The sequence below is a fragment of the Tengunoibacter tsumagoiensis genome (genome assembly GCF_003967535.1).
In the GTDB taxonomy this organism is placed as follows: Bacteria; Chloroflexota; Ktedonobacteria; order Ktedonobacterales; family Ktedonobacteraceae; genus Tengunoibacter; species Tengunoibacter tsumagoiensis.
This window is the reverse complement of the sequence record NZ_BIFR01000001.1, coordinates 370,333-382,549: the sequence shown is the minus strand read 5'-3', so window position 1 is coordinate 382,549 and position 12,217 is coordinate 370,333. Positions and strand designations below refer to the sequence as shown.

Sequence of the window (12,217 nt, the reverse complement as noted above, 5' to 3'; positions counted from 1 at the left end):
ATTTGCTCGCCAGCGAAACGCTCCCGCTTCCACCTGTAGAATTTTTGCGAAATGAGAGATCACATAAGGAGCCTTATTCCTCGTTTGCCCTGAGGAGCCGTTACTAGTGGTAAGTCTACCGTGAACAGGTAGCTCTTGTCTTGAATAAAATGGACAGCTACCCTGAGTTTTGCTCATTCCCTATACCAGCAATATGAGCTGGTGTATAACCAATAAAGTGCTTGAGAGATCTGGTCATATGAGACTGATCCGCATACCCAGCCTGATACGCCGCCTCAAGGAGCGAAACGCCTCGCTCCAGAAGAGTTACTGTCTGCTTCGCGCGTTCGATCTGCGAAATCGCTTTATACGTTAACCCGGTTGCAAATAAGAAACGACGTCTCACTGTGCGCAATGACATTTCATGTTGACTGCCAGCTAAGACCGCCTTCACGATTTCGTCAGAAACCAGCAAGTCCTCACGCACGAGCCTCTCGACAAACGTTTCAACGTTGTCATAGTTGGGAAATTGAAAGCTTGAGCCAGCAAGCTCGAAGAATCTGGTTGCGGCGAGCGACAACGTAGCCTGTTCGTCCAGAAGATTTCTTACAGGCACGATAGGCAAAAAGGTGCCAAGGCGAAACGTGACACCAAACCATGAAGTCCCTTCAGCCTGACTGACAGGAGTCGCTCTGGTTAGTGGTCCCTGCACTGAGACATTCACCTTATCATTCTGTTTGAGAAAGAGCAGATGCCAGTGACCAGATGCCGGGCAAACAGGAGCATAATTATTTCCAGCCTGGCCGCGCCAGACCGCTTCGATATATGGGGAGTCTGACTCCCTTTCCTCAAAGAGCAGATCCATATTTCTCCCTTCGATACATCAGATATGAACGCTATTCCAGCTCGGGTGCATGTCATGTAAGATGGATTAAGAATTGAGTACGGAACGCGGCAACGTATCTGGTTGCGCGTCGAGCACATTGAAGGCACCTATGCTGGGAGCACAAATAGTCTTCTACCTTTTCGTAAAAAGCATCCTTGCTTCTGTTCTTTTGTAGGGCAAGAAAGGTGGTAAATATGAAGAAGAAAGAGGATAAAAATAATTTTTATCATCGGCTGGTTAAGGATATTGAGGTCAGGTCCCTGGCTCCGCCGCATAATGATGCAGAAATCTTCTATAGAAGCGTGTAACCTACACCGGAGGCGTTTAAAAGAGCTCTCTCGATCGTAACACTTACTTATGATAGCTTCTGTTCAGATATACGCGACTCTTTGACCATCTGCCAGGCTTTGTTCTGATCGAGGATTTTATATTGAAGCTTTAAAGTGAGAAGACGGATGATAGAGGCATCGATCTGGCTAACAGAAAGCTGGCCGCTGGTCACAGCCTGTTTGAGGCCAGCGAGCATATTTTGTGTCTCATTCAACCCTCGTGGACCCAGAAGAAGGTCTGTGCCTGCCTGTACGGCTATCACAGCAGCTTGAGGGAGAGGATAGGTATTGCTAATGCCTCCCATCCAGAGCGTATCACAGATAATGACCCCTTGAAATTTCAGCGTATTACGTAAAAGATTTGTGACGACATTTGTAGAGAGGGAGGTTGGAAGCTTGGGATCTAAGGCAGGATTAAGAATATGCGTGACCATGACCATAGGGACAATCCCTGCATCGATCATTGTTTTATAGGGAACCAGATCAATACTATTGAGCTGCTCCAGGCTGCGGTCCATTGATGGGAGCGATTTATGTGGATCAATAGTTGCACTGCCCAGACCAGGGAAATGTTTGAGACAACCAACGATTCCTCCTTCGCTCAAGCCCTTTAAATAAGCTCTTCCCATAGTCGTAACGATGGTGGCATCAGAACTAAATGCACGCTGAGGTAGACCAGGATTATTTGGATTGGTTAGCACATCTACTATAGGCATAAAATTCACATTCAATCCCAGCCCCGTCAGATCTTTCGCCGCTCCATTACCAGCTTGATAAGCCATTTGAGGATCTTTACTTGCTCCAATGGTTGCATTTGACGGCCTTTCGCCTGTAATCTGTCGTAACTCGTTAACAACACCCCCTTCGTAATCGGTAGTAATAAAGAGGGGGATTTGAGAGAGCGTCTGAATCGATTGATTAAGAGCAAGCAACTGATCATGTGTTTTCGCATTGCCATTCTTATTTTCGATGAGCACTCCACCAATTGCATAGCTTTGTATCATCTTTGTAAGATCTGGCGTCGCAGTCTCTCCAGTAAATTCAACAATAGTCATCTGTCCTAGCTTTTCGTCTAGAGTCATCTCTTTCACTAAACGTGTGGCCAGATCTACAGGCGATAGCGATGTAGGGGTAGCTGTAGCGGACTGAGGCGTCGTTGGTTCGACTGTTGGAGATAAACGTAGTGTTGTATTATCCTGTTGAGGAATAATTGAGCAGGCATTGAGAAGCATTGGAAGGGTAGAGAGAGTCAGACAGAGGCTACGACGACTGATCCTATTTTGTAGTAGGGCTGTGTAATGGGTTGAAGACCTCTTATGCATAGTTTACGATCTGCTCCAATCTTATTTATCAAGCGTGCCAGAGCCACCTTATTGAATTATAACGAGCGAGGTAGCGAAGTAACGTGGTTTTGGCCATCTGGACTATTCTCTCCTTGACAACTTGGGAGACGCGACAGATACTAGCTTTGATAAGCAGCCTCTACTGAAAACAATCGACGAAAACAATCGACGAAGGAGTAAGCCTCTAAATGTTTGATAAAGACAAGCTCGGACATAGTTTTCCTCCCTTTCAATTTGAGTTAGAGCGAACCAAAATTCGCGAGCTAGCTCTGGCAATTGGTGATTCAAATCCCATTTATCAGAGCCTGGAAGCGGCTCAGGCAGCAGGGTATAGTGATATTCCGCTCTTTCCAACCGCTCCTACTATTCTTTCTTTCTGGGGCAATACACAGCTATGGGAACAATTAAAGAGTGTAGGTATTAATGTGCTGCGTATCTTACATGGTGAAGAAGAATACAGCTACCTTGCTCCTATTAACGCCGGTGATATATTGACTGGCACTACAACGATCATTGATGGTAAGACTCGTCATAGTAAGGATGGCTCTTCGATGGACATCATTACAACCGAGACGCGTTACACTAATCAGCATCAGCAGACTGTTCTCTCTGCCAAAACAATGTTTGTTGTACGTGAAGATGCCCCTCAGCAGTAGCTGAGAATTGAGGAGACGAGCGACTTATGACGACGAATAGACCTTTGTCAACGCGCCCTTATTTTGAAGATATTCAGGTTGGTGATGAGCTCCCAATCCTTGTCAAAGAGCCAGTCACGCAGGTACAACTGGTTCGCTATGCAGGCGCATCAGGAGACTTTAATCCTTTGCATACCGATCCCAAAGTTGGGGAAGAGATTGGGACAGGCGGCATTATTGCTCATGGAATGCTCATTATGGGCTTTGTCGGCCAGCTTTTGAGTAATTATGTTGGACCTGACGCACTGCGAAAATTTGGTGTGCGTTTCAAAGGAATGACTCATATTGGAGATAGTATTACCTGTAAAGGGTCCATTACCGAGAAATACGAGCTCGATGGAGAGGCATTTATCTCAGGGAAGGTTCAGGCAGTGGATCAGCATGGAGACCTGAAAGTTGCTGGCACATTCACTGCTGTTCTCCCTCGTCGTTCTTAAAATCTTTTTGATCGACACATAATTCCCAGGATGTATCCTCTGAGGTTCTCTCACCATAAGGCAGAGAACCTCATTTTTTGAGTGATGTATCCTCTGAAGTTCTCTCATCAGGAAGCAGAGACCCCCACTTTTTTTAGGGAATAGCCATTGGCTAAATATCTATGAATTTAGCCGCATTCATGATAGAATGAAGCAATAGGAATGTGACGCATTTCGAACAAATTTATTGTCGAAAGAGAGCGTTTTATCTTCTTAATTCAGGAAGAGGCTATTAAACAAGACAGAGATTGTACGCTCTTTGTTGCGTTGTTGCTGCGAAGGGAGAAAAGGAACGTGCGTTATCTCAATGCACTCCCGCGGGCTCTGCTACATTTGCCAGTGGTAGTGGGATTGTGCATCTCTGTAAGCGCGATTATAGTTTCACTTTATTCGTTTTTAGTTGTGCCATGGATTCATGAGAACCCTGTTATTTTTGTTATTCCTATTAGTCTCAGTGCCTGGATGTTTCGCAAAATAGGACTCTTCTGTTGCTTTTCCTGCTTATTGATTCCTGTCTGGATAGCCGATGCCATCCATTACCATAACTTCCTTCTACCAATGAATATCGCCCTCTATTTTGTTGTAAGTGGAATCTCGCTCTTTATTGCAGGTTTTTTTGTGTATTCTCAGCGAGACGCTTTTGATCTGGCTGATCGAGCCCAGAGGGAATTAGGAAGAGCTTATTATCAGCAACAGAGATTAAACGAGATCAAGGATCAGTTCTTACAGAACGTAAATCACGAGCTGCGCACTCCCTTGACTGCTATCTATGGCTACCTTGAACTGCTTCTGGAGCACAATGAACAGCTTGACAATAAGATACGTTCGACGTTTCTAGAGCATGCGATGCAAAGTTGTGATGAACTCCAGCTCCTTGTAAACAACGTACTGGATACTATGGGGATTGAGAGTGAGAAGAAACACATCTATGTAGAAGAGCTGGCAGTCATTGATATTATATCTGAGGTCCTGGAGCGTTTTGATCCTAAAACATTGCAGAGCCATCGAATCGTCATTGATGTTCCTGAATATATTCGTGTGCTGGCTAACGCCCAGTATACTCGTCAGATTTTAAGAAATCTCCTCTCCAATGCCTTTAAGTATGTGCCAGCTCAGACAACGATCACGCTCAGTGCTCGACTGTATGGCGATGTAGTGGCGCCTTTTCATCCCTCGCCTGAAATAGAGATCAGCGTACAGGATGAGGGTCCAGGTATTCCAAAAGATGAACAAGGATTATTGTTTGGTCAATTTGTGCGGTTGCGTCGAGATACCAATGGGCCCGTTCGGGGTTCAGGGCTGGGTCTATATTTAAGTAGGCAATTTGTCTCTTTAATGGATGGTCGGATCTGGTTAGAGAGTGAGGGTATTCCTGGCAAGGGATGTAAATTTAGTTTTACCCTGCCTTGCATTCCTATTCCCTCCGTCCCTGCTAAGACCACAAAAGCAATGCTAGATCCTCTTTACTCCATTGCTTTACCAACAGATGATTAAGGTGGTTTAAGATAATATCTAGAGCATTGGTTTTATAATCTCATGACGTGCTATACTTTGACTGAAGATTTTCCTGCACAGATGTGCTGCCTTTATTACGCATTTATTATTTTTAGATAGTTAGAAAGCTAGAGTCATTCTCTCATAAGATAAGTAGGAAGAAAGGTCCAGATCATGATACAGGCCAGGGCTTTGCATGCATTGTACAAGATTATTAATGCTGAGCAGATTGCTGTTGATCGCGCATCCCTGATTGCCTATGAGGTAGATGCTGGCTTAGATAAAGGGCTTCCTAATGGTATAGTCTTTCCGCGCACTCCAGAAGAGGTAGTTAGAATTTTACAGTGGTCGCACGAATATCAGATCCCATTGGTGGCACGTGGCGCTGGAACAGGTTTATCGGGTGGGTCGGTGGCTGATCGAGGTGGGATCATTGTGGAGTTTGCGCATATGAATCGCTTACGTGAGTTAGATATTCCTGGTCGTCGTGCTGTAGTGGAGCCGGCTTTAATTAATCTCCATTTAGCTGAACAGGTAAAGGCTGCGGGTCTTTATTTTCCTCCTGACCCCTCCAGCCAGCGAGTCTCTACTATGGGTGGGAATGTTGCAGAGAACTCTGGTGGTCCACACTGCTTTAAATATGGTGTCACTACGAACTATGTGCTGGGAATGCAGGTGGCGCTTGCGTCAGGGCGCTTACTGCAATTAGGCGGATTGGCACTGGATTACCCTGAGTATGACCTGTGTGGCCTGCTGACGGGCAGTGAGGGGCTATTGGGGCTGATCACCAGTATTGTTGTCCGTCTGGTGCGCAATCCACCAGGTGTGAAAACGCTTCTGGCCGTCTTTGAGAGTATTGAGCAGGCAGGTGAAGCGGTTTCGGCAGTGATTGCCTCAGGGCTTGTACCAGCAACTATGGAGATGATGGATCAGCGTATTGTTGGGATAATTGAGCCATTTGCGCGTGCCAATCTCCCATTGGATGCGGGAGCTGTCCTGATTGTTGAGGTTGATGGTTATCCAGCGAGCCTGACAGCCCAGATGGACGAGCTCATTCAAATCCTGGAGCGGCATGGTGGGAGACAGATGAGGATTGCCCGTGATGAAGAGGAGCGATACAAGATCTGGCTGGCTCGTAAGAGTGCTGCTGGAGCCATAGCGCGTGAGGCTCCTGCCTATTGCACAGTCGATATCACTGTACCGCGAAGTCGGCTGGCTGAAATGCTGGTTGAGGTGAATCGCATTTGTGATCTTTATCAAGTGCGTGCTGGCCATGTCTTCCATGCGGGAGATGGAAATCTGCATCCTCTCGTATTGATTCCAGATCCTGAAGATCCTGAACTCATTCAACGCGTCCATCTGGCTGGACGTGATATGGTTAATTATTGCGTTAAAATGGGTGGTAGCCTGACTGGTGAGCATGGCGTAGGCATTGAGAAGCGCGAATTTATGCCACTTATGCATACAGCCACCGAACTGATGGCGATGTGGAAGGTTAAACAAGCCTTTGATCCAGATTGCCTGCTCAACCCTGGAAAAGTCTTTCCCAGTCCTCTACCCGATGAGCCAGGACCCTATGCAGGGTATCTCGCAGAGAGCCAGATCGTGCATCAGAGCCAATATCCGTTGCCAGTTTCAGAGACCTTCAATCCATCTCATGCGTTAGAAGCTGCTGATTGGTTACATACTTTGAGCCAGCAGAAGCGTGCGGTACTGATTAGCAATCAGGCTCAGAGAGCAGAGGGAGCACGCATGAGCAGTGAAGGATTAAGGGATATTGTCTGTTATGCGCCTGAGGATATGTATATTACGGTTGGAGCGGGAGCCAGACTGAGTGAGATCCAATCTTTTCTAGCTCAATATGGTAAACAGATAGCTCTTGCATCCCCCTGGCCGATGGCCACTATAGGCGGTCTGGTTGCTGCAAATGTGAATGCGCCATTGAGAATGCGTTATGGAGCGGTGCGAGATCAGGTTCTCTGTGCGACCGTTGCATTAACTGATGGAAATGTGATCCGTACTGGACGGCCAATTGTCAAAAATGTGGCGGGTTTTGATATGACGAAGCTCTTTGTGGGTTCATACGGCACACTGGGTTTATTGACTGATCTTTCTTTGCGTATTCACCCTTTGCCACGGACCATACAGACCCTTTTGATTCCAGTAGATCGTCTGGAGCAAGGTCTGGTCTGGGGCCAGCAATTGGCAGAGATTACACTTAATGCTTCTGCACTTGTGCTCTGTTCAGAAGGACAGGATCAGGCGCGGATGGTTGGCAATAATCTTTTAATCTATACAGTAGAAGGTCTGACCGAAGACGTATCTGCCGAACTTCAACAGGTGCGCAACCTTCTGAAGCAATTAGGAGCGCCAACTCCACTTGAGGCGACCAGGGTAAGTGGTACCGCAATCTGGACCGAGACGCTTGGAAATCAGCTAGAGAACTCCTTGCTTGTGCGGATAGGACTTCCTACAAGCATACTGCATAATTATTTTTTACAGCATGCACATGTTCTGGTTCCAGGAAAAGTGGTACTAGATATCGCCAATGGCTTTTTGTATATTCGTCGTGTGTGTGCCAGTTGTGAAGAGGCTCAGGAGTGGTTAGCAGCTCTGCGTGGGCCTGCACTGGCTGATAGTGGCTATGCCGTCGTGATGGACCTGCCACTTGAATGGGAAGGGCAAATAGAGCGTTGGGGCTATCAAGCACAAAGTCTGCCTCTGATGCAGCGCTTAAAAGATCAGTTCGACCCACAGAGCATTTTAAACCCCTTAGTACTATTCTAGATCATTTTGTTGGAAAGTATCGATGCTAACGGATAAAATATGCTTATTCAATTCTTTAAAGATACATTAGAAACAAGATACCGAATATGTTTTTCGGTTGATAGATTGCCGAAGAACTGATTACGGTAGAAAAGCGCGTATGCTTTTTAGCATAGAGACCATTGGAGGAGGAAGTAGTAGGGATGAGCGAGTCGAAGAAAATTTTACTGGTTGAAGACCATCCGATGTTTACACAAATTATGCAATGTGCTTTAGAATTATACACACCTCATCAGATTTTGCATCAACAGAGTGGAGATCAGATCCTCTCTGTACTCTCCAGCTACCAACCTGATCTGCTGGTGCTAGATTACAATCTTCCAGGCATGAATGGTATTGAATTGTATGATTTTGTTCATAGCACCAAAGAATTCATGCATCTGCCGTCCTTAATGGTCAGTGCCGACCTTCCGGTCCAGGAGATTCGGCGGCGTAACCTGCCTGGATTATTTAAGCCTTTTCCTGTTTCTGAGTTCTTGCAAGCCGTTGGGGAACTACTTCAACCCGGATTGCGGAGATCAGACTATAGTCTCCCTGTCTCTTTTTAGTGATGCCACTACGTACCATTAGAGAAGATCACTACTGTATTGAGAGATAGCCATGTCCATCTGCTTGACAAGCTGGAGGCTTGTAGCCAGGCCACCTGCCAAACTACAAGCCCTGGACATGAGCAGAATTGATCAGGTAAAGAAAGAGAGAAGCGCTATGTCAGAGCAGTCTGAGAAAGCAAAGCAGCCAGAAAAAGCGATTGAGATGGATGTCTATGGTCAGCAGGGAAATCAGGGTATGTATGGGCAGGGACAATATGATAGCGAAGGCAATCCAGATCCATTGGGGAAGCAGGCTCAAGAGATCTATCCAGACGAAGCTGTAAAGCCCGTAACTCCAGAAGTAGAGCAACTTGAAATCCAACAAAAAAAGAAAGAACACCATCAAGAGTAGTGAACAACCACTGAGCGGAAGACTCAGCTTCTTCTTCGGGAGCCATGGCATCTTCCGCTATTCTTTGCATAAACATCTCTTCTTTTGTGGTTGAGAAACTACAAGCGTAAGACCCCATTGAACCAGATACTTATCTATCCTGAGAGGGGAGTTATCCACATAATAGAACATTTGTCCACATAGTTATCCACAATGTAAGATAAGCCAGCGCTAACAGCTTGAGAGAGACAGGTCGATAAGAGATCGACATAGACACATATTACTTGCCCATCTCCTCAAAGTAGCGAACAAAGCTTAGAAAATGATAAGAATCCCCTGAGATTATTCCAAGCTATGGTTAATCTCGTTAACTTATGCTTAGAGAGGCTTACAGCAGAGCTTATCGAGCTCAAAAACGCTTGTATTATCCTTCACAAGAAGCTATCCTATGGATATCACAAGAAAGTGAGGGAAAGAAAAAATGCAAGTTAAAGATCGTGTACAAACCAAAGAGACTCCAGAGATTACCGACGGTATGCTAGTGACCCGCACATTGGCAGGGGATCAGCAAGCGTTTGAAACGCTGGTACGTCGTTATAATACACCACTCTTCAATTTTATCTGCCACTGCCTTGGTGATTATGACCTGGCATGTGACGTTTCACAGCAGGTTTTCTTACAACTGTATATTTCAATGCCCACGTTGCGCACAGGTGAGCCCCTTAAAGCCTGGCTCTTTCAGGTAGCGCGCAATCGTTGTCTCGATGAATTGCGCCGTAAGAAGGCCATTCATTTTTCTGACATGGAATCCTCCAGCGAGGACGATGAGTTATCGCCATTGGCAATTCTGCCAGATAACCAGCCATTACCAGATGAGATGGCGGAGCGCAATGATCTCCAGCAGAAGCTCCGAGCAGCCATTGATGCTCTCCCACCAAAATTCCGATCGGTTGTCATGTTACGCTATACCGGTCAGTTAAGCTTCTCTGAGATTGGAAAAACCTTAAACATGCCTGAGGCAACTGCCAAAACGTATTTCCAGCGCGCACGTCCTTTGCTGCGAGCCGCTATGGGAGCGCACTGGAGACCAGAGCATCAGAAGACAGAAGCCTAGTCACACCACTGGATACTTAGCAAATTTTAAGCTTCCCTCAACCAAAAGATAAGAAACCTTGGAAAAAATGAAACTCTCCTCTTATGTGATCCGTGTCATAACCAGATGATAAATGAGAATAGCATAAGAGGAGTAAGGATATGAAGAACATTTCAACATATGATCTGGTGGCTGATGTGATGTCTGATGAGGATCTGGATGAGCTATTCTCACAGTTAGAGACCTTTGAGGCCCCCGAGATACTGGTAACGAATATTATGAACGCCGTTGCCCAATTGCCCCTCCCCGAGCGTCCCACCTTTGTTCTGCCGGGTTATCAAACTTTGATAGTAGAGATTGATGCTGCAACACAAAACTAATTGCGTGTGTAATGAACGAGTAAGGTGGGGAGGGAAGCATGAAGCCCTCCCCTTTTGTATGCATAAAGGAATATTAGCTATCTTTTTGAAGATACTCGATATAGCCCCCAAATTCGAACGTTCCAGTCTCACCTTTAAAGAGAGGATAGAGATGGCCGAGCAGCCATTCATAGACATCATCCACGTGAGCTGAACCTTTTTCAATTGTTGCAATGACCGAGCTAAGGGTAAGCAGATAGTCTGCCAGAGCTTCTGGAGTCAGGGTAACCGAATAGGTATACATCTGGCGTTCAAGCAAGTTTAGATGAAATGGTCGCAATTCTTCAGTTGTCAGCGGATGCTGTGAGTGCTGTATCACCTGTTCAGTGGTGGGAAAGCGCTGGAGAAAAGTGTTCCGATTCCATTCGGCAAACGTAGGGTTCTCCTGCATCTGGCCCAGATAGCCGTGGTTATAGAGAACCAACCATTTGCCGGGCTTGAGAACGCGCGAGGCTTCAGCTAAAAAGCTTGAACGTTCAAACCAGTGAAAAGCCATTGAGACTGTAATCAGATCAAACCAGCGATGAGGAAAAGGCAGAGCCTCAGCAGAAGCTTGCAGGTAATGAATATTAGCTTCGGATAAGGCTTCGCTCAGCATCTCTTGAGCACTATCAATCCCCACAATATTTTTAGCGATCTCTTTAAGAGCACGCGTGGATTGTCCGGTCCCGCAAGCCACATCAAGAGCTCGTCGTACAGGTTTGTGTATCTCTAATCGAGTCTTTATTTTCTGAATTACACGAGGGTGAAAGTAAGGTCGCGCAGCCGCATAGCGCCTGGCTGCTGTTGGGTACGCAAAGTAGTTCATCGACGAAAACACCTTTCTTCTGAGTGAGAAGCTTCATTGCTATCTACAATTTTCATTGTACTACTTGTAGCGCATAAATTACCAATCATTAGCATAATTGCCTATGTAGACGCAAAATCTAAGAGAAATAGCCGTGTAAAAACTGAGCAATTCTTGCCAACAATTATGTATCGTACACGCTATACTATAGACTTGGAGTTAAACGTATTGTTAATAAGCTATGATAAGCAAAACACTTTGTTCGGGCTGGTAATCGTGGTGTTCCACCATGCCAGCCCCTTTATGATCCAGCTGCAAGTAGAACCAGAAAAAGAAGAAAGAGAATGTGAATAGTCCTCAGATTACATCGCCTGTATGGCTTCGGCAAAAATCTCGATCCGCGCCTCATCTCCTACCAGGGCGATACCATCAGTAATTTTATTGTACTGCATACCAAAGTCAAGGCGATTAATAGTTGTGACGGCTGAGAGACCAATGCGCCATGCGTTGGTAAGAGGGTCGCGGCTCTGTCCTGTATATGTGACCTGAAGTGCAATCTCTTTAGTAATACCGCGGAGCGTAAAATTCCCTTTGAGGATGCAATGATTCTGATCAATAAGCTGGACCTGCGTACTTTCAAATGTAAAGGTTGGGTAGCGAGAGCTATCGAAGAAGTCAGCAGATCGGAGATGAGCATCGCGCCGCAGAGCACCAGTATGAATACTATCAGTCTTGATCACAGCTTTGATAGAAGATCGTTCGGGATTTTGAACGTTAAGATCTATAGTTCCCCGAAACTCCGAGAAGCGTCCCTTAACAATACTAATCATGAGGTGCCGGACAGAGAATTCAACAAGACTATGTAAAGGATCAATTTCAAAAATCATAAATAATACCTTTGCTATTATTCGTAGTAAGTTCAAATGATTATAAACTTATTTTTATAGTTTAATTGTGAGAATAGGAATA

The 12,217-nt window shown here is 45.7% G+C and carries 12 protein-coding genes; 8 read left to right on the top strand and 4 right to left on the bottom strand.

Annotated features, from left to right (window positions below; translation table 11 throughout):
- Positions 1-157: 157 nt before the first annotated feature.
- Together EL628_RS01595 and EL628_RS01590 are read right to left on the bottom strand one after the other, a co-directional pair.
- Positions 158-844, bottom strand: a complete 687-nt coding sequence (locus EL628_RS01595) for a helix-turn-helix domain-containing protein (RefSeq protein WP_126578060.1) — start codon at positions 842-844, stop codon at positions 158-160.
- Between the two features lie 376 nt (positions 845-1,220).
- On the bottom strand, positions 1,221-2,516 hold the full coding sequence (locus tag EL628_RS01590; protein WP_126578059.1) for a glycoside hydrolase family 3 protein: 1,296 nt from the start codon (positions 2,514-2,516) through the stop codon (positions 1,221-1,223).
- Between the two features lie 209 nt (positions 2,517-2,725).
- On the opposite strand from EL628_RS01590, the gene EL628_RS01585 reads away from it, so the two are divergent.
- The 8 genes from EL628_RS01585 (at position 2,726) to EL628_RS01550 (ending at position 10,422) form a co-directional block, all read left to right on the top strand.
- Positions 2,726-3,193, top strand: coding sequence for an FAS1-like dehydratase domain-containing protein (locus tag EL628_RS01585; protein ID WP_126578058.1), 468 nt, complete (start codon positions 2,726-2,728; stop codon positions 3,191-3,193).
- A 26-nt stretch (positions 3,194-3,219) separates the two neighbouring features.
- Positions 3,220-3,669, top strand: a complete 450-nt coding sequence (locus tag EL628_RS01580; RefSeq protein WP_126578057.1) for a MaoC/PaaZ C-terminal domain-containing protein — start codon at positions 3,220-3,222, stop codon at positions 3,667-3,669.
- A gap of 333 nt (positions 3,670-4,002) precedes the next feature.
- The gene (locus EL628_RS01575) at positions 4,003-5,202 is read left to right on the top strand and encodes a sensor histidine kinase (RefSeq protein WP_126578056.1); all 1,200 of its coding nucleotides are present in this window, start codon (positions 4,003-4,005) and stop codon (positions 5,200-5,202) included.
- A gap of 174 nt (positions 5,203-5,376) precedes the next feature.
- Complete coding sequence (locus EL628_RS01570; protein WP_126578055.1) at positions 5,377-7,989, top strand: FAD-binding oxidoreductase; 2,613 nt, start codon at positions 5,377-5,379, stop codon at positions 7,987-7,989.
- Between the two features lie 182 nt (positions 7,990-8,171).
- The gene (locus EL628_RS01565; protein ID WP_126578054.1) at positions 8,172-8,576 is read left to right on the top strand and encodes a response regulator; all 405 of its coding nucleotides are present in this window, start codon (positions 8,172-8,174) and stop codon (positions 8,574-8,576) included.
- A 157-nt stretch (positions 8,577-8,733) separates the two neighbouring features.
- Positions 8,734-8,970: a hypothetical protein gene (locus EL628_RS01560; protein WP_126578053.1), complete on the top strand. Its 237-nt coding sequence runs from the start codon at positions 8,734-8,736 to the stop codon at positions 8,968-8,970.
- Positions 8,971-9,430: 460 nt separating this feature from the next.
- Positions 9,431-10,063 carry an RNA polymerase sigma factor gene (locus EL628_RS01555; RefSeq protein ID WP_126578052.1) on the top strand — a complete coding sequence of 211 codons (633 nt, stop codon included), beginning with the start codon at positions 9,431-9,433 and terminating at the stop codon, positions 10,061-10,063.
- A gap of 140 nt (positions 10,064-10,203) precedes the next feature.
- On the top strand, positions 10,204-10,422 hold the full coding sequence (locus tag EL628_RS01550) for a hypothetical protein (protein ID WP_126578051.1): 219 nt from the start codon (positions 10,204-10,206) through the stop codon (positions 10,420-10,422).
- A 73-nt stretch (positions 10,423-10,495) separates the two neighbouring features.
- Here the strand turns inward: EL628_RS01550 and EL628_RS01545 are convergent, their stop codons facing one another.
- Both EL628_RS01545 and EL628_RS01540 read right to left on the bottom strand, forming a co-directional pair.
- Positions 10,496-11,269, bottom strand: coding sequence for a class I SAM-dependent methyltransferase (locus EL628_RS01545; protein WP_126578050.1), 774 nt, complete (start codon positions 11,267-11,269; stop codon positions 10,496-10,498).
- A gap of 341 nt (positions 11,270-11,610) precedes the next feature.
- Positions 11,611-12,135: a YceI family protein gene (locus EL628_RS01540; RefSeq protein WP_126578049.1), complete on the bottom strand. Its 525-nt coding sequence runs from the start codon at positions 12,133-12,135 to the stop codon at positions 11,611-11,613.
- Positions 12,136-12,217: the final 82 nt, after the last annotated feature.